Raw genomic sequence first — 22,841 nt, 5'->3', positions numbered from 1 at the left:
TGATCTCGCCTATCTGCAGGCCTGGTCGCTGGCCGCCACCGGCAGTGCCCTGCCTTGGCCGGCGCCGGAAGCCTTGCTGCTGAAATTCGTCGCCCATCATCTGTGGGATCCGCAACATGGCATGCCCGGTGTCGTCGACCGACAGCTCCGCGGCCAGGGTTTTCTGCGGTCCACCGGTCCGCACGCGCCCGACACGGTTCGCCGGCGTCTTGCCAGCTGGTCGACGCTGACCAAGTGGCGCGGCCTGACCGGTTCCTTCAACTCCCCTGTTCGGAGCCTATTTTGATGCCGTCCAATCAAAAGTCTGCCGTCGATCGCCGCGCCGAAGAGCTCGACACCATTGCCTCCGTCCTGCCACTCGAACGCCGCGACGAACTTGCCGAGTTCTTGACCGACAAGGACATCGAGACGCTGCGCCACCTCGTCAACCAGGGCATGGGGGACAACACGCTGCGGTCGCTGACCTTGGACCTTGCCTATCTCGAGGCGTGGGGCTTGGCCGCGACTGGAAAATCCCTCGCCTGGCCGGCGCCCGAAGCGCTGTTGCTCAAATTTGTGGCGCATCACCTGTGGGATCCGCAGCGCCGCGAGTCCGATCCCGATCACGGGATGCCGGCCGATCGGGGCGCGAATGCAGGCCCGCTCGCCAAGCGGTCGGGCGCGGCGTCTTGGTGCTTCGGGCGACCAGGAAAAACCCTATAGGTTGCTCGTCAATTTCGTAGCCGGCTGGATCCGGACGATCAAATCACAAGCATCACATAAGGAATAACCATTGCCGCCAAGTCGAAGGTACCGAGCCCAGCCGGACAGGCAAACAGGACGACGTCGCCGAGTGACATGCGCAAGGCGACAGCAGTTTAGCTTTTCGCGCAAAACCAAGGCATGAGGGAGTGCTAATCCTGGCTAATGTCCGGCTGTCATCGGCAATGCCCAATTTGGCCGCGACGATCAAACTTGCCTGCAGCGACTTAATCTCCGGATCCTTCGCCTCCGCCTCTGCGACGAGCGCCAGAAATCGCTCTGCCTCGGACTTCTCCCCGCTCACGCCGCTTCGCGCTTGCGGAAAGACACCATGATCGACTTCGAGGTTGCAAAACTTAGCCGCATTGGCGGGCCACGACGACCTTCGAAGCACGCTTTGTTGCTCTGTTGTATCGCTTCGTGGTCCCATAGGCTCACGTTTTGGTTTCCTAAGGAGGTTTGGCTCTCACCAAATACCCGGGAGAAGCCGCCACCTGACCCGCGCGGCGTAATCCGAATAGCCCGTAAGCTCCGCGCGAACAATTCGGTCCTCCGCGATGGTGCGGTAGAGCAGAAACGGCAGGCTAAAGAGCACTGCGAGCGCAGCCGCAAGCCACGATCCGAGCGCGGGTCCGCTTGCCGCTAAGATCAGAAATCCAAGCGATCGTGGCTACAAAGTGAAGCGGGGATGATCTGTGGAGGACCCGGCGCTGAGGTGCCGCGCCTGCCCTCTCATCCGCGAAAAACCGGCAAAAGCGACCGAAGTTGCGGTGTCCGCAGGAACAGTCCACCCCAAACGAAAAGGCCGAGATAGACGCCGAAGAACTGATGCGAGAAAAGCGGCCGGGCGAACCCGTCGGATCATGTTTGTGCATGCAGGCGCTGCATGGGTAGCGCAGGTCATCAACCAATTGGCGGTCGACGTCAGTCATGAGGCGACCGTTGCGACAATGCTCTACGGGCCTTATGCCTGCCTTTGTTTGTTTAATGTCGCCAATTTACAGCCAACGCCTCTCCCCCGATCATTACGGACCGTCAGGCTATAGAGTGCTCGGCGTCATCATTCCTGATCTCGATGGCGTCCTAAAGATGGAAACCAGCAAACTTCCGACCCCAGAGAGTCCGACCTTGCCACTGCACTTGCGGCCGGCTCTTTTAGCTGGTGTGGCCATCGTCCAGGGCGCCGGGCCGGAGATGCTATACATGCTGGGCGGCCATAGGATGGGCGAGAACAAAGCTCGCTTCGGCAGCGCTATAGACGAGATCGTGGACTGCGCACGTCAGTCGCGTATGTCGTCGCAGTTGCACTTAATTTGAGATTCTTGGCGCATGGAATCTCACATTAACTGCCAACCAAAAAAGACACGCCCGCATTCTCACGTTTAAGTGCCAAACGACAACGCCGGAACCGTATCAGAAACCGGGCAATTCACGGTGGAGGCGCTGCGACCAACCTGTGCCGCTTGGCTGAACGGCGAACGGCAAATGCCACAGGCGCGTCGTCCGCAAGGTGTACCCCAAGAGCGACCACCTGTCAGTCATTTGAAGAAACATGTTATACAGATTTGACAAATATGCGATGATCTGTCTAAGTATGTGCCATACAGGGTGGCGCGGGAAGCCCACCATTTTCGCATACCGGAGGAACAATGATCATCACCGACGTCAAGGTGCGGGTCTTCCGCACGACCACGCGCCGCCATTCTGATAGCGCTGGTCACGCGCATCCAGGCCCGCCGCATCAGGTAGAGCAGGCAATGCTCACCGTGCGCACGGAAGATGGCCATGAGGGCCACTCCTTCACTGCGCCCGAAATTGCTCGCCCGCACTTGATCGACAAGTTCGTGAAGAAGGTTCTCGTCGGTGAGGACCACCGTGATCGCGAGCGTCTGTGGCAGGATCTCGCCCACTGGCAGCGCGGCTCGGCCGCCCAACTCACCGACCGTACGCTTGCGGTTGTCGACTGCGCGCTGTGGGATCTGGCAGGAAGAACACTCGATCAACCTGTATACAAGTTGATCGGGGGCTACCGCGACAAGGTGTTGGCCTATGGCTCCATCATGTGTGGTGATGAGTTGGAAGGCGGGCTGGCAACGCCGGAGGACTACGGCCGTTTCGCTGAGACGCTGGTCAAGCGCGGCTACAAGGGTATCAAGCTGCACACCTGGATGCCGCCGGTCAGTTGGGCGCCCGACGTGAAGATGGATATCAAGGCCTGTGCCGCCGTGCGCGAGGCCGTGGGTCCGGATATCCGCCTGATGATCGACGCCTTCCACTGGTATTCCCGCACCGATGCGCTCGAACTCGGGCGTGGCCTTGAAAAGCTCGGCTTCGACTGGATCGAGGAGCCGATGGACGAGCAATCGCTCTCGTCCTACAAGTGGCTTGCGGACAATCTCGACATTCCCGTGGTCGGTCCGGAAAGCGCTGCCGGCAAGCATTGGCATCGCGCCGAGTGGATCAAGGCCGGCGCCTGCGACATACTGCGCACCGGCGTCAACGACGTCGGTGGTATTACGCCCGCGCTGAAGACCATGCACCTTGCTGAGGCCTTCGGCATGGAATGCGAGGTGCACGGCAACACCGCGATGAACCTGCATGTGGTGGCCGCCACCAAGAACTGCCGCTGGTACGAGCGCGGCCTGTTGCATCCGTTTCTCGAATATGACGACGGCCACGACTATCTGAAGTCGCTTTCCGATCCGATGGATCGGGACGGGTATGTCCACGTGCCGGATCGGCCAGGGCTCGGCGAGGACATCGATTTCGACTTCATCGAGAACAACCGCGTACGGTGACGAGCGAGGTAATTGGGCAATGAAGACCGTTCTCGCCTTCGGCGACAGTCTGACCTGGGGTGCGGATCCGGCGACGGGTCTGCGTCATCCGCCCGAGAGCCGCTGGCCGGACGTTCTCGGCCGGGAACTTGGCGGCTCGGCAAAGATCATATCGGAAGGGCTCGGCGGGCGCACCACCTGCTATGACGACCATGCCGGACCTGCCTGCCGGAATGGCGCCAAGGCGTTGGAGGTGGCGCTTGCCAGCCATATGCCGCTCGATCTCGTGATCGTCATGCTCGGGACCAACGACATCAAGCCGGTGCATGGCGGGCGGGCGGAAGGGGCCGTTTCAGGCATGCGCCGCCTGGCGCAGATCGTAGACACCTTTCCTTACAAACCGAGCGGGGCGAAGCCGAAGTTTTTGATCGTCGCACCGCCACCGTGTTCCCCCGGCCCAGGCGGGCACCCGGCAGCCGGCCGAAGCGTGGCGGAATCCGAACGACTTTCCCCGCTTTATCGTAGGCTCGCCAGCGAGCTCGGCCACGCGTTCTTCAATGCCGGGGCAGTCGCGCGCGGTTCTGAGATCGATGGCGTGCATTTGGAGGCGGCCGCGACAGCGGCCATCGGCCGGGCACTCGCGGCCCCCGTAGGCGCAATTCTAGCCTGATCCGTTTCAACGCTTGCGGAGGAGCAGGCGGGCGGATCGTGAAACTGGTAGGCCGAAATCCGCAGGGATGGCCGCAAAAGGAGGAAACATGAGACACTTTTTTGTAAGAGCCGCGCTTGGCGTGCTTCTCTCCACGGCCGCGCCGATCGGCGTGCTCGCCGAGACACCGGCCGACCAACTGGTCGTCGCCACGACCATGAGCAACATTCTGACGCTCGATCCCGCTGCTATCACCGGCCGCGAGACCGTGCAGGTGCTCAACAATATCTACGATACGCTGGTCGTCCTTTCGCCGCAGGACCGTAGCGTCCAGCCGCGTCTGGCCGAGCGCTGGGAGATCGCCGAGGATCGCAAGTCGATCCGCTTTCACCTGCGTGGCGATGCGAAATTTGCTTCCGGCAATCCCGTCACGGCCGGCGACGTCGCCTGGAGCCTGAAGCGTCTGCTCGCCCGCAATCTGGCGCAGTCGTCCTTCCTCAAGACGCGTGGCTTCAAGCTCGAGGAGGCCGACAAGGCATTTGTCGCCGAAGACGACCACACCTTCGTGATTAACCTGCCGAAGCCCGATGACCCGAACCTGCTGCTGATGATTCTGGCACAGAATGGTCCCGGCTCCATTCTGGACAGCAAGACGGCGCTCGAGAACGAGAAGGACGGCGACCTCGGTGCAGCATGGCTGACGCTGAATTCGGCCGGCTCCGGTCCCTTCACGCTGAAGCAGTGGAAATCGAACGAATACATCATCCTTACCCGCAACGACGACTATTGGGGTGAAAAGGCCGCGATGAAGCGCGTTCTGATGCGCCATCTGCCAGAATCCCAGTCGCAGCGGCTGCTGCTGGAAAAAGGCGACATAGACGTTGCCTATTCCCTCCAGGCGCCGGATCTCAAGTCGCTTGAGGCCGACAAGGCGATTACCATCGCGTCGACGCCTGGCTCGGGCTTCTACTATCTCAGCGTCTCGATGAAAGACGAGCGCTTCGCCAACAAGAAGGTACGCGAGGCGCTGCGCTACCTCATCGACTACGAAGGCCTCGACAAGGCCGTCATGCCCTATTACGGCAAGCTGCATCAGCGGCCGCTGTCGACCGGCGTTATCGGCGCGCTGCCGGATCAGGGCTACAAGCTGGACGTGGAAAAGGCAAAGGCGCTGCTCGCCGAAGCCGGCTATCCCAATGGTTTCAAGACCACGCTCAGGGTCCTTTCCGAAGACCCGTTCATGAAAGCGGCGACTGCCATCCAGAACACGCTCGGCCAAGCCGGTATCCAGGCTGAACTCATCAGCGGTTCGGGTGATCAGATCTACGGCGCAATGCGCGAACGAAACTTCGAATTGCTGCTTGGTCGCGGGGGCGGCGGTCAGCAACCGCATCCGGACAACAACCTGCGCTCCATCGCCTACAATCCGGACAATTCAGACGATGCGAAGCTCACCAACTACCAGAGCTGGCGCACCAGCTTCTACGACGAAAAATTGAACAAGCTGATCGAGGAAGCACTGATCGAACGCGATCCCGCCAAGCAGGCCAAGCTCTATGAAGGCGTGCAGGCCTATATGGACGAGATCGTCATGTCGATCCAGCCGTTCTCGGAAGTGGTCGATACGGCCGCATTTCGAAGCGATGTGAAGGGCATGATCGTCAGCCCCTGGCTTTCCCGCTTCGAGGGTGTCGCCAAGGAGCGCTGATCCTTCCTGGCTTTCTCAGCGAGTTCGGGCAAGGCGCGTGGTAACACGCGCCTTTTTCACGTTCGCGAGGGGATAGCAGCGTCGCCGACCCGAGGGCTGCGTGATCCAGCAGTGCGTCGCCAACCCCTGCCTTGCAGATGGCACAAAGTTGCCGCACACGCGAGCACTTCTGGTCACTTCACGCATCAGCGACAGGTCCGTTGGATCGCCCCCACGTCAGAAGGCGCCCTCGAGCTTCAAGGGCGCCTTGTTGGGATTGCCGGACCTCGAACTGCGTGAGGCCGATCAATGCGCCCTTTCGTATTCAAGCGAGGCGCCGATGAGTTCTCGAGCGTAAGGATGCGTGGCCCCGTTTTTGGGGATCGCTTCGCGTGGCAGCACTTCGGTGATCTCTCCGTGCAGCATGACGGCAAAGCGGTCGCACATGTGGTCGACCACGGCCAGATCGTGCGTGACCATGATATAGGTGAAGCCTCGCTCTTCGCGCAGGCGCTGGAGCAGGTTCAGGATCTCAGCCTGCACCGAGACATCGAGCGCAGACGTGGGCTCGTCCAGGAGCAGCAGCGAGGGCTCGAGGATCAACGCCCGGGCGATAGCGACCCGCTGCCGCTGGCCACCGGAAAGCTGGTGTGGAAAGCGATCGAGGAATGAAACGGGCAGGCCGACATCGGTGATCGCTTTGCGCATGCGCTCCTCGCGGTCGCAGAGCTTATGGATCACCAGGGGTTCGCTGAGCACGGTGCGCACCGACTGGCGCGGATGCAGCGAGCCGTACGGATCCTGGAACACCATCTGCAGCGTGCGGCAGCGCTCGATAAGCGGCATGTCGCGTACCGACTTACCCTCGACGAGAATGTCACCCGTCCAGATGTCGGTCAGCATCGAGATGCAGCGCAGTACGGTGGATTTGCCCGAACCGCTTTCGCCGACAAGCCCGAAGCATTCGCCGGGGCTGACCGAGAAGCTGACACTCGGCAGGACCTTGACCGCGGCAGGGCCGCCGCCGAAGGTGATGGATACGTCGCGCGTTTCGACGGATACGGACATCAGGGATTCTCCTCCAGCCATTCGGGTTGACGGTCGAGCACGGCGAGGGGCGCATGCGCGCCGCCGATCCGCGGTTGGGCCGCCAACAGGCCGCGCGTATAGGGGTGTTCCGCCCTGTCGAGGTCGCGGGCGGCGAGTGTTTCGACCACGCGACCGGCATACATGATGAGAACGCGGTCGCAGAAATTGCGCACGAGGTTCAGGTCGTGACTGATCATGATGAGGCCAATGCCGCGGTCGCGCACGAGGCCGTCGAGGATATTCAGAACTTGAAGCCGGACGGTAACGTCGAGCGCCGAGGTGGGTTCGTCGGCGATGACGAGGTCTGGGTCGGCCAGCAGCATCATGGCGATCATCACCCGCTGGCCCATGCCGCCGGATATCTCATGCGGGTATTGGTTATAGACCCGCTTCGGGTCGCGAATCTTGACCGCCTCCAGCATAGTGAGCGCCTTGTCACGGGCCTCTGCCTTCGAACACCTGAAGTGGCGCAGATAGGTCTCGGCCACCTGCTCGCCGACGCGCCGGATCGGGTTGAGCGAGAACTTGGGGTCCTGGAGGATCATCGACATGCGACGGCCGCGGACTTTCAGCATCTCTTTTTCAGTGAGCGTCAGGAGATCGAGTTCTCCAAAGCGCAGCGTGTCGGCCGTGATCGTCGCGCCGGGCAGAAGACGCAGCAGGGCGCGCCCCACGGTGGACTTGCCGGAACCGGATTCACCGACGATGCCCAGCCGTTCGCGGCCGAGGGTGAAGGAGACCCCGCGGACGGCTTCGGCCGAAGCGCCACCATAGCGGATCCGGAGATTGCCGACCTCGAGAATGGGCTTTTCCATCGGCTTACCTCCGGTTCATCTGCTTGGGATCGAGCGCATCGCGCAATCCATCGCCGAGCAAGTTGAACGCGAGGCTGACGGAGAGGATTGAGATGCCTGGGAAGGTGACGAGCCACCAACTGTCGAGCATGTAGCGGCGGCCGGTCGCGATCATCGCGCCCCATTCGGGCAGCGGCGGCTGGGCGCCGAGGCCGAGGAAGCCAAGGCCGGCGGCCGTGAGGATGACGGTCGCCATGTTGAGGGTCAGACGGATGAGGACCGAAGGCAGGCACATGGGCATGATCGATTTGACGATGATGCGCGCCGGCGAGGCCCCTTGCAGCCTGGCAGCGCATATATAGTCCGCCTTGCGGAAGGTCATGGCCTCGGCGCGGGCCAGTCGCGCGATCGGTGGCCAGGAGGTGAGCGCAATGGCGACAATGGCGTTGTTGAGGCTTGGGCCAAGGGCTGCGACGAAGGCGAGCGAGAGAATGAGGCTCGGAAACGACAGGAAAATGTCGGTGATGCGCATCATAACGGTGTCGACCTTGCCGCCGAGATAGCCGGCGGTCGTGCCGATGATGAGACCGATTGGACCGACGACAATCGACACGAGGAAGATGATCGTCAGCGTGATGCGAGCGCCCCAGACAAGGCGGCTGAAAATGTCGCGGCCAAGCTCATCGGTGCCGAAGAGATGTCCGTTGCCGGGCGGCTGCAGCGTCAGGGCGAGATCCTGTGCATAGGGGTCGTGGGTGGCGATCAGCGGCGCGAAGGCGGCGACCAGGATGAGCAGCGACAGCACGGCAAGACCGAAGGCTGACGTCGGGCCCTTCAAGAGGAACAGCACGATGTTCTTCAGGGCAAGGACCGGAGCCGGGAGACGAGAGGTGGTTTCGGTGCGGGTAGACATCAGCGTGTCCTCGGGTCGAAGAAGCGGTAGAGAACATCGGACAGGAGATTGAGCCCGATGAAGATGACGCCGACGATCAGCACGCAGGTCATGACGGCATTCATGTCGCCGGTGATGAGGTTGTTGGTGAGGTACTGGCCGAAGCCCGGCCAGGCAAAGACGGTCTCGATCAGGACGGCGCCTTCGAGCAGCGAACCGTAGGCAAGCGCGATGATGGTGACGAGCTGGACGCGGATATTGACGAATGCGTGCTGCCAGATCGTCTGGTTGCGCGAAAGCCCCTTCACTCTGGCAGTCGTTACGTACTCCTGGCCGAGTTGATCCAGCATGAAGCTGCGGGTCATGCGGGTGATGTAGGCGGAGGAGGAATAGCCAAGCAGGGCTGCCGGCAGGATGATATGGTTCACCGCCGACCAGAACACATCCATTTCGCCGGCGACCAGGCTGTCGATCAGCAGGAAGCCGGTGTGCTCCTCGACGAGACCGATGTAGAACTGGTCCATCCGCCCGCTCCCGCCGACTAGCCCGAGATGAGCATAGAAGACGATGAGAGCGATCATACCCGTCCAAAAAATCGGCATCGAATGGCCAAAAAGGCTGAAGACACGCACGACATGATCCGGCCAGCGGTCCTTGTTGACGGCGGCGAAGACGCCGAGCGGCACGCCGAGCCCCGCTCCGATGAGAATGGCGAAGGTCGCGAGCTCGATGGTCGCGGGCATAACATGCAGGATATCCCGGATGACCGGCTGGCCGGTCCGGATGGACGTTCCGAAATTGCCTGTAAAGACATCGCCGAGGTAATAGATGAACTGTTCCCAGAGCGGGCGGTCTAGGCCGAGCGAACGGTACACCTGCTCATAGGTCTCACGGGTCGCATCTTCGCCGACGATAGCGCGGACGGGATCGGCGGGCATAAGTCGGCCGATGAAAAAAGTCAGGAGCAGCAGGCCGAGCAGGGTGACCGCGATAGTCCCGACCTGCCCGGCCGCGCCGTAGAAGCGTATGCGACGGTGTGACATGATTCCTCCGTTTGTCATTCGCCGGATGGTGAGGCGGTACAGGCTCCCATCCTGTATGACAACTTAATCAAATCTGTCACAGGTTACTCTTGCTGTCAAGCCAATCCGCTTACAGGAAGTCATCTCTGCGAGGGGTAAAGCAGTCGATAAGCTCGCCGGACTCCAGGCATTGGCAGCCGTGCTCGGTGTCTCCTGGGATGACCAGACTGTCGCCCGCTTTCAGATCATGGGCTTTGCCACCGCGGTAAAAGCGGAACCGGCCATGTGCGACATAGGTGGATTGAACGTGTGGGTGGCGATGCAGCCTACCTTCGGCACCGCTTTCGAAGCGAAAGGATACGACCATCATCTCCGGCGATTCGGAAAGAACCTGCCGGGTAACACCGGTGTCGATCGAGAGTACAGGGAATGTAGGAAGGGTCATGGATGCCTCGTTGACGATGTATGACGCCATTAACATACATGCATTCATATCTGTATGACAAGCTATGACAGATTGATGTCTTCCGGGGGCAGTGTGCGGGAACGCAGCAGAACCTTGTAGCGATCGAGGCTGCCACGAAGATGGGCGCGCATCCGCTCTCGTGCCGCCTCAGCATTGCCTTCGATGATGGCATCGACGATCAGCGCGTGTTCTTCCTGAAGGTGGAGGTTGTAGTCTTTCGGGCGCGAGCCGGGTGCTGAACCCTGCAGCTCGCCGCGCGGGATGATGCCGGATCGGATCAGTTGGAGAAACTCGGGAAAGCGACGGTTCTGCGTTGCCTCTGCGATGGCCAGATGCAGCTCGAAATCGGCGTCGCGGGTGGAGCTCCCTGCCGCCAGGCATTCGCCGACATGGTGATGAGCCTCGAGGATCGCCTCGATCTGCGCGGCCGAACGGCGCGATGCCGCAAGTCCTGCCGACTCCACCTCAAAGACAGTTCTGAGTTCCAAGAGCTCGATGACCGAGGAAATCCGTTCAGTGGTCAGATCCTTGAACGGTTGTTTCTTGTCCTGTGACGTCTGGAGCGCGAAGATGCCGGCGCCCTTGCGCGCTTCGACCAAGCCGTCGGCACGAAGGATGGCGATCGCCTCACGCACCACGGTGCGGCTTACGGAATATTCCCTGGTCAGCGCGCTTTCGCTCGGAAGCCGATCTCCGGGCTGGAAAACGCCCCCGGTCAGGTCGCGGCGCAGGTTGGCGCTGATTTTGGCCGCCAGCGACGTGCCTCTGACGTGATTGTATTCGGCTTCCATGTTTGCTTCACCTGCATTGAACCTGTCTGGCATGTTATCGGTTATCTGTCCGAATGCAAGTGCAGGCTGTTTTCGGCAATGCTCAGCGAGGCGTTCGCAGCATGGAGCGGTAGCGCATCTGGCTGTTTTTCAGGTGAGCGCGCATGGCGGCGCGAGCCGCCGTGTCATCGCCATTCTGAATGGCAACGAGGATCGCTTCGTGTTCCTCCACGAGCCGCTCGATGTCCGTCGGGGGCAGAGCCGTCTCTTCACCGCTCTCGGTAACAGCCCGCCGAGGAATAAGTGTCGGGCCGAGCATCTGCAGGAATTCGCCGAAGCGGGGATTGTTGGTCGCCTGGGCAATTGCGAGATGGAAGGCGAAGTCGGCCTCGGCGCTCGGTCGGCCCTCGGCCGAACTCGTGCGGAAGGCATCGAGGGCTTCGACGATCTTTTCTTCCTGCCCCGGGGAGCGCCGCAGCGCGGCAAGGCCCGCGGCATCGCCTTCCACGGCCGTGCGAAGTTCGAGCATCTCGATCAGCGACGACACGCGCGCGAGGTCGACATTCTGAAACGGACGGCGTTCGGCCAGGGTAGGATCGAGAACAAAGACGCCCGCGCCTTGGCGCGGTTCCACCAACCCATCAGAACGAAGGGCCGCGATCGCCTCGCGCACGACCGTGCGGCTCACTCCGAATTCCTGCGTCAGTTGGGCTTCGGAGGGCAGCCGGTCGCCCGGCCTGTGATGCCCCTTGGAGATGCGCCCCCGAAGCGCATCTGCAACCTTGACCACCAGCGTCGTGGCTTGCAGGGGAGCAGTATCTTGGGCTGTAGCTTTCGTCATACACTTAGCCATTCGGTGCAAGAGGCGGTAATCCGCAGTTGGTTGTGGATACGCCATTGTCGGGCAATGGCGCAATCCGTTGCTAACTCGATTTGAGGTCCTCGCATTGCAGCACCTCCGGAATGTTCTGGTAGGCGACCGGCCTCAGGAACCTTCGGATCGAGAGGGTCTCGACAGATGTGGCGCCGAAGTTGGTGGATGCGGGGTACGGGCCGCCGTGCACCATGGCGTCGCAAACATTCGACCCCGGTCGGGTAGCCATTGGCCAGCACGCGACCTGCCTTGCGGTCAAGGATCGGTAGCAGCCTGCGCGCCAGTGGCGTGTCGGCTTCATCGAGATGCAGCGTGGCAGTGAGTTGACCGACAAAGCTCTTTGCGACGGCAAGCATCTCCTCGATCGTCTCGACCGTAACGATAAGACCGAGCGGGCCGAACACCTCTTTAACAAGCACGTGGTTGGAGAGCCAGTCCTTGGCGCAAACACGGAAAAGGTAGGGCGTGGCGTTGCGAAGATCACAGGCGGTGGCGAGCACCTCGCGCACGCCGGCACCCGCGGCGATGCGCACGCTTCATCGCGATAGGCTTTGGCCATACCGTTTGTCAGCATGACCTGCGGACCGACTTCGCCAAGTGGGGCGCGCCTCGCCTCGGCGAATGCGTCGGCGTGATCGGAAAGGATCACGGCGATGCCGGGATTGGTGCATAACTGGCCGACACCTATCGTCAGCGAGCCCGCCCATCCCCAGGCGATCTGAGCACCACGGGCCTTCGCTGCTTCCGGCAGGACGAAGATCGGGTTCACCGAACCCAGTTCGCCGAAGAAGGGAATGGGCTCGGGACGGGAGACGCAGAGATCGAAGAGCGCACAGCCGCCGGCCGAGAACCGGTAAAGCCGACCGCCTTGATGAGCTGGTGCGTGACCAGCCCAGTGCCGACATCTCGGCGGGCCCCCTGGATCAGCGAGAATACGCCCGGGTGCAGCCCGTGTTTCCTGATGGTGGCATCGGCGGCTTGCGCAGGAACGACGCTGCTGCGCGCTTCGACCTGGCCGCAGCGAAGAGCGGCTGACCCTGGTGAAGCGCCGGCCTCCCAACCTTTGCTCCGCGCCCAAAGGTCCCATGGTCGCTTTACGCCAACCACGGACATTTTCGCATCGCTCCAGCGGACATCTTGACCCCGACGAGCATATCATACAATAACGTTAACATATATGATATGTGGTCTACAATGTGATGGAGAAAATAATGCTGACCGTCGAAACAAGGCAGGCTGTCAATCCGGAATACGCCAAAACGCTCGATACGTCGGAGCTTCGTAAGCATTTCTTGGCGCAGGAGATGTTTAAGACCGGAGAGATCCGGCTGATCTACACCCACTATGACCGTTTCGTCATCGGCGGGGCGGTGCCCGGCGAGAAACCGCTGACACTGAACAAGGTGGAGGAAACAAAGTCCCCGTCATTCCTCGATCGCCGCGAAATGGGCATCGTCAACATCGGCGAGGCCGGATCGGTGACGGCCGGTGGGCAAGTCTACACGTTGAACCGCGGCGATGTGCTCTATCTCGGTGCTGGAACGGGTGAAGTGACCTTTGCGGGTGGCGGCCGCTTCTACATCACGTCCTGCCCCGCCCACCGTAGCCTGCCGGCGCGCCTTCTCACTGCTTCCGAAAGCAAGGAAGTGAAAATGGGCGCGTCGGAAACCTCCAACAAACGCACCATCAATCAGTTCATCCACCCGCTCGTGATGGAGAGTTGCCAGCTGGTTCTTGGCTACACAACGCTCGAGGATGGCTCCGTCTGGAACACCATCCCCTCGCATATCCATGACCGCCGCATGGAGGCCTATCTCTATTTCGGAATGGACGAAAAGTCACGGGTACTGCATCTGATGGGCGAGCCCCAGGAGACCCGTCACCTGTTCATCTCGAACGAGGAGGGTGCGCTTTCTCCGCCCTGGTCCATCCATTCCGGCGCCGGTATCGGCTCCTACACCTTCATCTGGGCCATGGCCGGAGACAACGTAGACTACACCGACATGGACTTCATTCAGCCGGAGGATCTCAAATGATAAATTATTTTTCGCTTCAAGGGCTTAATGCTCTGGTTACCGGCTCCAACACCGGCCTTGGTCAAGCGATTGCGGTTGGGCTCGCGGCTGCAGGAGCGGAGGTTCTCTGCGCTGCCCGTCGTCCGCCCGACGAGACGCTGGATCTGATCGCTAAGGCCGGCGGCAAGGCGAGTGGCCTTTCCCTCGACTTTACCGATCCCATGGCCGCGCGAGACATATTCCAGGATCAGGGCATCGACATCCTGGTCAACAACGCCGGCATCATTCGGCGCGCTGATGCGGTCGATTTTACCGAAGATGACTGGGATGCGGTGATCGATGTAAACCTGAAGGCGCTCTTCTTCACGACGCAGGCCTTCGCAAAGGCATTGCTGACCAAAGGGCGCCGGGGAAAGGTGGTCAACATCGCTTCGCTGCTTTCGCTCCAAGGCGGGATCCGCGTGGCTTCCTATACGGCGTCAAAACACGGCGTTGCTGGGCTCACCAAGCTGCTTGCGAACGAATGGGCGGCCAAGGGCATCAATGTCAACGCCGTTGCGCCAGGCTACATCAAAACCGAAAATACTGAGGCGCTTCGCGCCGACGCCGATCGCAACAGGGCGATCCTCGAGCGCATTCCGGCCAGTCGTTGGGGCCGGCCGGAAGACATCGCCGGTGCAGCAGTCTTCCTGTCTTCGGCGGCGGCCAACTACGTTCACGGCGCCATTCTCAACGTCGATGGCGGCTGGCTGGCGCGCTGAATCGCCAACCGCAATAGCTATCATAACTTGTATGGTGACTTGTTGACATATGTATGACATCTAGATAAGCGTGCGTCTAAAGCACATACAGAGGAATACTGAAATGAACCCTGAACAAATCAAAGCCGCTCTCGGCTCCGGTCTTCTCTCCTTCCCAGTCACGCATTTCGACGCGCAAGGGCGCTTTGCGCCGGAGAGCTACAAGGCCCATGTCGAATGGCTTGCCGGCTACAAGGCTCCGGTGCTTTTCGCAGCCGGCGGGACCGGGGAATTCTTCTCGCTGAAGCCGGATGAAATACCGGGCGTGGTCGCCGCGGCCAAGGAAGCGGCAGGCGAAACCGCCATCGTGTCGGGTTGCGGATACGGAACCGATATCGCCGTGGATATCGCCCGTTCGGTCGAGAAGGTCGGCGCCGACGGCATCCTGCTATTGCCGCACTACCTGATCGATGCGCCTCAGGACGGTCTCTATGCTCATATCAAGAAAGTCTGCCAGTCGGTGGGTATCGGTGTCATGGTCTACAACCGTGACAATTCCGTGCTGCAGGCCGATACGCTTGCCCGGCTTTGCGACGAATGCCCGAACCTGATCGGCTTCAAGGACGGCACGGGCGACATCGGCCTGCTGCGCCAGGTCACCGCAAAGATGGGCGATCGCCTGATGTATCTGGGCGGCATGCCCACGGCCGAGATCTTCGCCGAGGCCTATCTCGGTGCCGGCGTCACCACCTATTCCTCCGCGGTCTTCAACTTCGTGCCGGGTCTTGCCAACGAGTTCTACGTGGCACTTCGCGCCGGCAACCGCACCACCTGCGAGCGCATCCTGATAGATTTCTTCTATCCGTTTATGGCCATCCGCAATCGGGTCAAGGGCTACGCCGTCTCGGCAATCAAGGCGGGTGTGCGGCTGCAGGGCTTCGACGCCGGCCCGGTGCGCGCACCGCTCGTGGATCTGACGGATGAGGAGCTCGTGATGCTCGACAACCTCATCGGTTCGCAGAAACGCAGGGTCTGACACGACGAATTCCGGAGAAACGCATGAAGATAAGGTCCGTTCGCACGCATCTCCTGGAACACCGGCTCGGCACGCCGTTCGAAAGCGCCTCGATGCGCTTTGACCGGCGTTCCCATGTCCTGGTGGAGATCGAATGCGAGGACGGAACGACCGGCTGGGGCGATTGTCTCGGCCCCGCCAAGCCCAATGCGGCGGTGGTCGCAGCCTATTCCAACTGGCTGATTGGTCAGGACCCTCGCCAGACCGAGAAGATCTGGGCGGTGCTCTACAACGCATTGCGCGATCAGGGACAGCGCGGTGATGTCAGGTTAAGTCTGAGAAGCCAAAGCCTGGTGGATGCCGGACTTCAGGCGATAACAGCGGTGACGGACTTCCAGTGAGCAAACGCGCTTATCCAGGTTCAGGTGCAGTGCAAGCGCGCTGCGTTTTGTCCGAGGCGGCACGAAGAGATTGCGGACCGCGGAGAAAGCTGAGAGGAACCGTTGAAGGCTTCCAGTAGATCGAAATGTTTGCATCACCCGCTCCCGTTTTCGCAGCGGCAGATGCGAGTTTTCCGCTCGATTGTTCAACCCTTTGTGAGAACGGTGCTCGAGGGTTGGCATGATCTGGCGCTTTGCGGCGGCGTAAGATGGCAGCTTGTCGGTAATCATCCGCATTGGCGCAACGCCCTGTTTTTTCAGCAGACGAACAAGCAAGCGTTTGGCAGCCTTTGGTATTGCGGCGGTTCTGAACGATTTCGTCGAGCACATAGCCATCCTGATCGACGGCACGCCAGAGCCAGTGTTTCCTGCCGGCGATGGCGATGACGACTTCGTCCAGGTGCCAAATGTCGCTTGAGCTTGGCTGTTTCCTGCGCAGACGACGAGCATAGTCCGGACCAAACTTCTTGGCCCAACACCGGATCGTCTCGTAAGAAACAATGATCCCGCGCTCCAGCAGCATTTCCTCGACCAGACGCAGGCTGAGGGGAAACCGGAAATAGAGCCAAACCGCATGGGCAACGAGGGCCGGTGGAAAGCGGTGACGTCTATAACTGACGGGCGATCGGGTCATGCTCCCCGGATATCAGGCCGATAGCCGCGAACCGATTAGCCGCCGACGTCAATTCGATGCAACGTCCTCCAGCTCTCTGGTGCTCTCGGGAAGCAATGGCTCCATGCTCGCCAAAACGACCATATTTTGCCGCTTTTCATGCCGTGCGATTTCTTTTTTAGAACATAAAGATAGCCGTCTCGCGACGCAATCTTTTTGCCGGTGTTTTCGCCGGTCAGCGATGAGCCTGATTGCAATGAACGATTTACGGAGGGTCTCGGCGGTCCCGACCGTCGAACTTGCTTCCGTGCCGACTGCCTTCGGCATGTTACTCCCCCTGCGCCGAACACACATGCGCCCTGTACGCGCCCTCACCGTGGAAAAGATGATGCTAATCGTTGCAGCCTGATGTCACGGTCCTGTATCGGCGCGGCAATCGCACGTCGCAGCATTGCCAGAGCTGGCCGCCGTCCAATGCTTGCTCCACGATGCTGCGTCGGAATCACAAACCGATGGGCACAAGTGTGCAGCCTCCTCATCGGAAGCTATCATGCCAGCCGGTGCGCGAAAACTATCCGGAATTTCCACCAATACGACTGCCGAAAGTCGCTTCCGAGCCCTCGTCCAGATGCCAGATGTCACCGAGCCTGCGGGCTGATCGCTCCCGAATATCGTGGGCGAAATGCCTGCCGAACTTCTCCGCCCAGAGCCGCACGGTCTGGTGAGAGACGTTGACGCCACGCGCTGCCAGCATATCTTCGACCATGCGCGGATTCAGCCGAAACCGGACATAGAGCCAAACGGCGTGAGTAGTCGCGTCGGCTGGAAATCACTGGTGACGATAAAGAGGAGCGCGGGTAAGTCTGCTCATACCGCCAGATCCGCAGTTGCCATTCCAGATAGCCCTCAGCTTAAAGGTCGTTTAGCCCTGAGAAGATCTCGGCGATATCCCTCTCTTTGACGCTATCTCCGACATACCAGCTCAACGTGTCATAGAAGCCGAGGAAGGAGCCCTTCGTCTTTGCAAGAAGTGCGGCCGCTTCTGCGCCGGAGATCGAAAGCGTGGTGACGAAGAAATCGACGAGAGCGGCCTCCGCTTTCGGGTGGGCAAAGACGAGCGCCGTTGGAGAATTGGGCGAAACTGTCGGCGGCACGCGAGCTCCCGGGCTGCAGGGCAGAGTGACTGACCTGCGGATATCGCGAGAGGATGCCGCAGCTTCGATTACGAATGCTTCAGCATCGAGAACCCATGCCGAACGCAACGTGTCAAAGTACTGGAAGTCGCGCTCCACCAAGGTAAGAGTCACCGTCTTCGCTTCGCCCGGCTCCAGATGCAGCTTGGCGAAGCATTTGAGTTCGCGGATCGGCCGTTTGAGGCCCGGCTTTACTGGACGTACATATAGCTGCACGACTTCCTTGCCAGCGACTGTGCCCGTGTTACGGATGACGACGTTTGCGGTGCACCCGGCACCGGGCGCGATCTCTCGCGTACTGAGCTCGATATCCTCATAGGAGAATGTCGTGTAGCTGAGGCCGTACCCGAACGGAAAGGCCGGGGCGACGGACTTGAGATCGTAGAAGCGATAGCCGACAAAGGCACCCTCGCTATAGAGATGGCGCCCGTGCTCGCCCGGATAGGTGTGCCAGCCAGGAATGTCCTCCATCCGCACAGGCATAGTGGCGGAGAGCTTGCCGCAGGGGTTCTGCTCGCCGAACAGAATGCGGGCGATTGCTTCGCCGCCGCCCTGCCCGGCATAGAAGCTGGCAAGCACGGCATCGACATCCTCGAGCCACGGCATCTCAACTGTATCCGGCATCGAGAGCACAACGATGACCTTGCGACCGGATGCAGCCAGCGCATGAATGAGGGCATCGTGGCTGGCGGCCAGCTTCAGTGTGTCGCGGTCGTTGCCCTCACCGTGCCGGCTCTTCTCGTTTTCGGCAAATACCAGCGTGGCATCGGCCTTTGATGCCGCTTCGACAATCGCCTCGATGGACGCCTGCATATCGGCCTCTGCGGCAGAGGAGAATGGCAGATGCTGCACCTTGAAATCGGCGCCCGCCCGCGCGGCAATGTGAACGAAGGGGCAGTCGACGCGATAAGGATTGGTCGTGGCCGAACCTGAACCCTGGATCACGGGGATGACAGCGCCATCACCAACAACGAGGAGCCGGCCAAGGCTGCCTGGATCGAGCGGCAGCGTCCGGCCTTCGTTGCGGAGCAACACAATCGATTCCGCTGCGATCTCCCGCGACAGGGCGTGGTGCTCGTCGAGATCCGCCGCCATGTCGCGTCGCTCATGCATCTTGCATTTGCGCACCAGCGCCAGAACCTTCGCGCAGGCGGCATCGACCACCTCGGGTGCCACATCACCGGCCTCGACCGCAGCCCGCAGGCGCGCCTTGCGCGGCTGGCTTTCCGGCATGTCGAGATCGGTCCCGGCAGTGAGCGCCGCACTACGGTCCTTGATCGCGTGCCAGTCAGACACGACAAGCCCGTCATAGCCCCATTCTTGGCGCAACACGCTGCTGAGCAACCAGTGATTTTCGGCAGCCTGAATGCCGTTCAGTGGGTTGTAGGCACTCATGACGGTCCAGGGCGCGCTCTTTTCGATCGCTCGCTCAAATCCCGCCAAATAGATCTCGCGCAAAGTTCGCTCATCGACATCGGAACTGGTCGTTGTGCGCTCGATCTCGGAGTTGTTGCAGGCAAAATGCTTCAACGAAGCGCCGACGCCATTATCTTGCAAGCCCGAGATGACAGCCGCGGCAATATCCCCGCTGATGACGGGGTCCTCGGAGTAATATTCGTAGGCGCGGCCGGCCAACGGGGTGCGACGGATATTGATGCCCGGTCCGAGCAGGACATGGACGCCGAAATTCTGGCATTCCGCCGCCAGCGCTGCCCCCATCCGATAGGCCAGATCGACGTCCCAGGAACAGCCAAGTAGGTTTCCATTCGGAAAGCAGGTTGCAGGGCGGGTCGTTCCAAACATACCCCCTGACGCATCGGCCTGTTGATCGACAAGCTCAAGAAACGCCTGCAGGCTGTCTTCATCGCTGTCGCCAGCGTCGATCTGGGTCGTCGAGTAGCGGACACCATAGGCGCCATCCGTCATGACAACAGATGGAATACCCAGCCTTTCGATCGGTGCCGTCTTCCACAACCCTCGACCGCTGAGGAGATCGACTTTTTCGCCAACCGTCATCTGGCCGACAAGCGACTGGATTTCGTCTTCGCTGGGCTGAAACATTGATAAACTCTCAATTCTTGGCAGCAGGCGTGTTTTGTTCAGCAGATCTTCTGCAGGAGCTCCATCAACATCATCCGCTCGGCAAGGGTCAACGTGCTCAGCGTTTCCTGCGAGATCTCGAGCGCGATCGACAGATTGCGCGCGACCGTCGCCTCACCCTCGGCGGTCAGCGTCAGAACAAGACGCCGCGCATCGGCTGCATCCGGCGCAGTGTGAACCAGCCCGCGCTTGACGAGCCGGTCAACGACGCCCTTGATGGTCGCCATGTCCATGGCCGTCTCCCGTCCAAGATTGCCCTGAGAACAGGGCTGCAGATCCTTGAGCCTTACGAGCGCTGCCCACTGGGTGGTGGTCAGCTTCTCGGCCATCAGGCTTCCAAAGATCGCCACGTGGCGCTGGTTGGCCTGGCGCAGATAAAACCCGATCTGTTCGCCAAGCGTATACTCGGCCTGCTGGCCGTATGCGTCGGTCGCAGGTGAAGACGTTGCCTTTTGCAAACCGGCTTTCTCTTTGAACGGAACGTCCATGGGATCTCTCAAATCTATCTGTCCGTCTTCAAAACCGGCAACAGTGTTGCCGGATTCATGCTTGCCAAAGCTTCAGGATGGCTTCCGTCGACAGAATTTCAATCTGCTCGGAAAGCCTTGGCGCCAAATTCTCGACAACGGCTGCATGCGCCTTCATGTCGCCGCTTGCCAGCGCGTCTTCTGCCAGAATGACACGGTAACCGGCATCGACGGCGTCGAGAACACTGGCGTAGACGCAGACATCGGTTTCGACGCCCGAGACGATCAGCGTATCGATGCCTGTTGCCTGCAACCGTTCCGCAAAGCCAGGCGAGCCGAAGACCGAGTAGGTCTCTTTGTCGACGACGGAGCCCGGTCCGGCAATCGCGGCAAGTGGAGCAACAAGATCGAGCATGGCCGCGTCGAGTTCATCCAGTGTCACCGATGACCAGCGGCGGTAGTAATTCTTCCAGCGGCCCTCCGCGCTTTCGGCGCTCTGTGGAACGACGAACCGGGCAAAGACGGTTTCGGACGGCCGCGCCCGGCAGAGTGCCAAGACGTTTGGAAGGATTTGGGCAATCGCCGGCGTATGCCACGCCGTCTCTTCGGCGAACAGACGTTGCATGTCGATGACGACATGCAACGTGTTTTTTGACAACGGCGCGGCTGTCACGGTCAGTCTGCCACCGGAACGCTGTGTTCCGGGGACCAGCTCAAGGTGATGGTGTCGCCGTCGTTCAGGACCTTGCCGTCGCGGTTCTGCGCGAACAGCTTCAGCGGCAGTCCGTCGGCTGTCTCCAGCAGGTAGGATAGGACAGGGCCGGCATAGATGACCGTTGTGATGCGCGCAGTCAGGCTGTTGCCATCCACCGGGGCCGATACGATCGACATCTTTTCCGGACGAACCGCCAGTGTCACCTTGGAACCATTGGCGGGCAGCGTCCCGGTGGTCTTGATTGCGGTGCCATCACTCAGGCGAACGGCGCCATTGTCGACGGCACCGGTCAGGAAGTTGGAATCGCCTAGGAATTCGGCAGCAAAGCGGGTCAGTGGCCGCTCATAGACTGTCTCGGGCTCACCGATTTGGACGATGCGGCCCTTGTCCAGGATGGCAACCTTGTCGGAAAGCGTCAGCGCTTCTTCCTGGTCATGCGTCACGAAGATCGTCGTCAGACCGCTTTCGCGCTGAATGCGCAGCAGTTCGACCTGCATCTCCTGGCGAAGACGCCGATCAAGCGCCGACAGCGGCTCGTCGAGTAGCAGCACGCTCGGCTTGATGACGATGGCGCGCGCCAACGCGACGCGCTGTTGCTGGCCACCGGAAAGCTGCTTGGGCGTACGATCGCCAAACCCGGGAAGTCGCACCATGTCAAGCGCGCGATCGACTTCCTTGCGAGCGGCAGCACCCTTGATGCCACGGCGTTCCAGGCCAAAGGCAACGTTCTGGGCGATCGTCATGTGCGGAAACAGCGCATAAGACTGGAACATCATGCCGATGTTGCGACCCCAGACCGGGATGTCGGTCACGTCCTTGTTGCCGATGGTGACGGCGCCCTGATCCGGCTTGATGAAGCCTGCGATGATGCGCAGAAGCGTGGTCTTGCCCGAGCCGGAGGGTCCGAGAAGGCTTGTGAAGGAGCCTTCTGGAAATTCGGTGGTGATGTCGGCGAGGACGGGCGTGGTGCCATAGGTCTTGGCGACGGAATTGACTTTAACGTTTGTCACTGGTGTCTCCGGGCTTGGCGAAGCGCGCAAAAATCAGGATGATCGTCATCGAGCCGAGCAGAAGCACGGTCGAGATCGCATTGATTTCAGGGGTGAAGCCCTTGCGGATCGAGGAGTAGATCTGCACCGGCAACGTGGTGTAGCCGGGCGTTGCGAGAAAGTAGGAAATGACGAACTGGTCGAGCGATACGGCGAAGGCGAACAACGCAGCGCCAAGGATACTCGGATAAAGTAGCGGCAGCGTCACCGAGAAGAACGCATGGACCGGTGTGGAACCAAGGCTCATCGCGGCTTCTTCAAGATCGGCGCGAATGGTCCGGAATCCGGTACCGACCACCAGAACCACATAAGGGATGGCCAGGGCCACGTGCCCGATCAGCAGGGCATGCATGCCGCGCCCGATGCCACTCCAGTAGAAGAAGATCAGCATTGCCGTGCCGGTGATCAGCCACGGAATGGCGATCGGCGGCAGAAGCATCAGTTGCAGCAGGCTCTTGCCCCGGAATGTCCGGCGCGACAGCGCCACCGACGCCATGGTGCCCAGTGCCGTCGCCAGCACCGCCGTGATCGTGGCGATGATGATGCTGTTCAGGCCCGCCGTCAGAAGCACGGTGTTGCTCCACAGCGCCTGATACCATTGCAGCGAGAAGCTGAACGGCAGTTCGTAGAGCGGCGATGCGTTGAAGCCCATCGCCATCATGACCAGAATGGGCGTGTAGAGGAAGATCAGGATCGCGATGAGATAGATACGTCCAAGCGGCTTCATGATCTT

General features: G+C 60.6%; 20 protein-coding genes and 7 pseudogenes. 10 read left to right on the top strand and 17 right to left on the bottom strand.

The window, feature by feature from the left end; translation table 11 throughout:
- Together AC1D2R_RS19195 and AC1D2R_RS19190 are read left to right on the top strand one after the other, a co-directional pair.
- A pseudogene (locus AC1D2R_RS19195) lies at positions 1-268 on the top strand (integrase); the annotation flags it as partial.
- A 17-nt stretch (positions 269-285) separates the two neighbouring features.
- A pseudogene (locus AC1D2R_RS19190) lies at positions 286-621 on the top strand (integrase); the annotation flags it as partial.
- A gap of 852 nt (positions 622-1,473) precedes the next feature.
- On the opposite strand, the pseudogene AC1D2R_RS19185 reads toward AC1D2R_RS19190, so the two are convergent.
- A pseudogene (locus AC1D2R_RS19185) lies at positions 1,474-1,584 on the bottom strand (DoxX family protein); the annotation flags it as partial.
- Between the two features lie 204 nt (positions 1,585-1,788).
- On the opposite strand from AC1D2R_RS19185, the gene AC1D2R_RS19180 reads away from it, so the two are divergent.
- From AC1D2R_RS19180 to AC1D2R_RS19165, 4 genes are all read left to right on the top strand, one after another.
- Complete coding sequence (locus AC1D2R_RS19180) at positions 1,789-2,058, top strand: hypothetical protein (protein ID WP_477969400.1); 270 nt, start codon at positions 1,789-1,791, stop codon at positions 2,056-2,058.
- Positions 2,059-2,390: 332 nt separating this feature from the next.
- Positions 2,391-3,539, top strand: coding sequence for a mandelate racemase family protein (locus tag AC1D2R_RS19175; RefSeq protein WP_477969398.1), 1,149 nt, complete (start codon positions 2,391-2,393; stop codon positions 3,537-3,539).
- Between the two features lie 19 nt (positions 3,540-3,558).
- A complete protein-coding gene (locus AC1D2R_RS19170; RefSeq protein WP_477969396.1) occupies positions 3,559-4,188 on the top strand; it encodes an SGNH/GDSL hydrolase family protein in 630 nt (209 codons plus the stop codon).
- A gap of 88 nt (positions 4,189-4,276) precedes the next feature.
- Positions 4,277-5,875 (top strand): ABC transporter substrate-binding protein, encoded by a 1,599-nt coding sequence (locus AC1D2R_RS19165; protein ID WP_477969394.1) that lies wholly within the window; start codon positions 4,277-4,279, stop codon positions 5,873-5,875.
- Between the two features lie 285 nt (positions 5,876-6,160).
- Here the strand turns inward: AC1D2R_RS19165 and AC1D2R_RS19160 are convergent, their stop codons facing one another.
- The 8 genes and pseudogenes from AC1D2R_RS19160 to AC1D2R_RS19125 all read right to left on the bottom strand — a co-directional run.
- On the bottom strand, positions 6,161-6,922 hold the full coding sequence (locus AC1D2R_RS19160; RefSeq protein ID WP_477969392.1) for an ABC transporter ATP-binding protein: 762 nt from the start codon (positions 6,920-6,922) through the stop codon (positions 6,161-6,163).
- A complete protein-coding gene (locus AC1D2R_RS19155) occupies positions 6,922-7,758 on the bottom strand; it encodes an ABC transporter ATP-binding protein (RefSeq protein ID WP_477969390.1) in 837 nt (278 codons plus the stop codon). Before AC1D2R_RS19155 ends, AC1D2R_RS19160 begins: the two co-directional genes overlap by 1 nt.
- A 4-nt stretch (positions 7,759-7,762) precedes the next feature.
- Positions 7,763-8,650 carry an ABC transporter permease gene (locus AC1D2R_RS19150; protein ID WP_477969388.1) on the bottom strand — a complete coding sequence of 296 codons (888 nt, stop codon included), beginning with the start codon at positions 8,648-8,650 and terminating at the stop codon, positions 7,763-7,765.
- On the bottom strand, positions 8,650-9,672 hold the full coding sequence (locus AC1D2R_RS19145) for an ABC transporter permease (RefSeq protein WP_477969386.1): 1,023 nt from the start codon (positions 9,670-9,672) through the stop codon (positions 8,650-8,652). Before AC1D2R_RS19145 ends, AC1D2R_RS19150 begins: the two co-directional genes overlap by 1 nt.
- A 109-nt stretch (positions 9,673-9,781) precedes the next feature.
- Positions 9,782-10,096, bottom strand: coding sequence for a cupin domain-containing protein (locus tag AC1D2R_RS19140; RefSeq protein WP_477969384.1), 315 nt, complete (start codon positions 10,094-10,096; stop codon positions 9,782-9,784).
- A gap of 62 nt (positions 10,097-10,158) precedes the next feature.
- Complete coding sequence (locus tag AC1D2R_RS19135) at positions 10,159-10,908, bottom strand: FadR/GntR family transcriptional regulator (RefSeq protein ID WP_477969417.1); 750 nt, start codon at positions 10,906-10,908, stop codon at positions 10,159-10,161.
- Between the two features lie 82 nt (positions 10,909-10,990).
- Positions 10,991-11,728, bottom strand: coding sequence for a FadR/GntR family transcriptional regulator (locus AC1D2R_RS19130; protein ID WP_477969382.1), 738 nt, complete (start codon positions 11,726-11,728; stop codon positions 10,991-10,993).
- A gap of 82 nt (positions 11,729-11,810) precedes the next feature.
- Positions 11,811-12,751 (bottom strand): annotated as a pseudogene (locus AC1D2R_RS19125) (aldehyde dehydrogenase family protein); the annotation flags it as partial.
- A 221-nt stretch (positions 12,752-12,972) separates the two neighbouring features.
- On the opposite strand from AC1D2R_RS19125, the gene kduI reads away from it, so the two are divergent.
- From kduI to AC1D2R_RS19105, 4 genes and pseudogenes are all read left to right on the top strand, one after another.
- Complete coding sequence (gene kduI, locus AC1D2R_RS19120) at positions 12,973-13,797, top strand: 5-dehydro-4-deoxy-D-glucuronate isomerase (protein WP_477969380.1); 825 nt, start codon at positions 12,973-12,975, stop codon at positions 13,795-13,797.
- Entirely contained in the window at positions 13,794-14,537 is a 744-nt protein-coding gene (gene kduD, locus AC1D2R_RS19115) for a 2-dehydro-3-deoxy-D-gluconate 5-dehydrogenase KduD (protein ID WP_477969378.1), read from the top strand. The genes kduI and kduD overlap by 4 nt, the downstream gene beginning before the upstream one ends.
- 103 nt (positions 14,538-14,640) lie before the next feature.
- Positions 14,641-15,552: a 5-dehydro-4-deoxyglucarate dehydratase gene (gene kdgD / locus AC1D2R_RS19110; protein WP_477969376.1), complete on the top strand. Its 912-nt coding sequence runs from the start codon at positions 14,641-14,643 to the stop codon at positions 15,550-15,552.
- Positions 15,553-15,575: 23 nt separating this feature from the next.
- Positions 15,576-15,899 (top strand): annotated as a pseudogene (locus AC1D2R_RS19105) (mandelate racemase/muconate lactonizing enzyme family protein); the annotation flags it as partial.
- On the opposite strand, the pseudogene AC1D2R_RS19100 reads toward AC1D2R_RS19105, so the two are convergent.
- The 8 genes and pseudogenes from AC1D2R_RS19100 to AC1D2R_RS19065 all read right to left on the bottom strand — a co-directional run bounded on the left by AC1D2R_RS19100 (position 15,899) and on the right by AC1D2R_RS19065 (position 22,835).
- Positions 15,899-16,605 (bottom strand): annotated as a pseudogene (locus AC1D2R_RS19100) (IS6 family transposase). The pseudogenes AC1D2R_RS19105 and AC1D2R_RS19100 sit on opposite strands and share 1 nt — an antisense overlap.
- A 48-nt stretch (positions 16,606-16,653) precedes the next feature.
- Positions 16,654-16,911, bottom strand: a complete 258-nt coding sequence (locus tag AC1D2R_RS19095; RefSeq protein ID WP_477969374.1) for a hypothetical protein — start codon at positions 16,909-16,911, stop codon at positions 16,654-16,656.
- Between the two features lie 292 nt (positions 16,912-17,203).
- Positions 17,204-17,455: pseudogene (locus AC1D2R_RS19090) on the bottom strand (IS6 family transposase); the annotation flags it as partial.
- Between the two features lie 40 nt (positions 17,456-17,495).
- Positions 17,496-19,838, bottom strand: a complete 2,343-nt coding sequence (locus AC1D2R_RS19085) for a beta-glucosidase (RefSeq protein WP_477969372.1) — start codon at positions 19,836-19,838, stop codon at positions 17,496-17,498.
- A 38-nt stretch (positions 19,839-19,876) separates the two neighbouring features.
- The gene (locus AC1D2R_RS19080; RefSeq protein ID WP_477969370.1) at positions 19,877-20,365 is read right to left on the bottom strand and encodes a MarR family winged helix-turn-helix transcriptional regulator; all 489 of its coding nucleotides are present in this window, start codon (positions 20,363-20,365) and stop codon (positions 19,877-19,879) included.
- Positions 20,366-20,420: 55 nt separating this feature from the next.
- A complete protein-coding gene (locus AC1D2R_RS19075; RefSeq protein ID WP_477969368.1) occupies positions 20,421-21,017 on the bottom strand; it encodes a cysteine hydrolase family protein in 597 nt (198 codons plus the stop codon).
- Between the two features lie 2 nt (positions 21,018-21,019).
- A complete protein-coding gene (locus AC1D2R_RS19070; RefSeq protein WP_477969366.1) occupies positions 21,020-22,069 on the bottom strand; it encodes an ABC transporter ATP-binding protein in 1,050 nt (349 codons plus the stop codon).
- Complete coding sequence (locus AC1D2R_RS19065) at positions 22,056-22,835, bottom strand: ABC transporter permease (RefSeq protein WP_477969364.1); 780 nt, start codon at positions 22,833-22,835, stop codon at positions 22,056-22,058. The genes AC1D2R_RS19070 and AC1D2R_RS19065 overlap by 14 nt, the downstream gene beginning before the upstream one ends.
- Between the last annotated feature and the right edge of the window lie 6 nt (positions 22,836-22,841).

Source organism: Rhizobium sp. P1_C7 (assembly GCF_056406295.1).
Note: the sequence above shows the minus strand (reverse complement) of the source record. Positions and strands in the feature narration are given on the sequence as shown.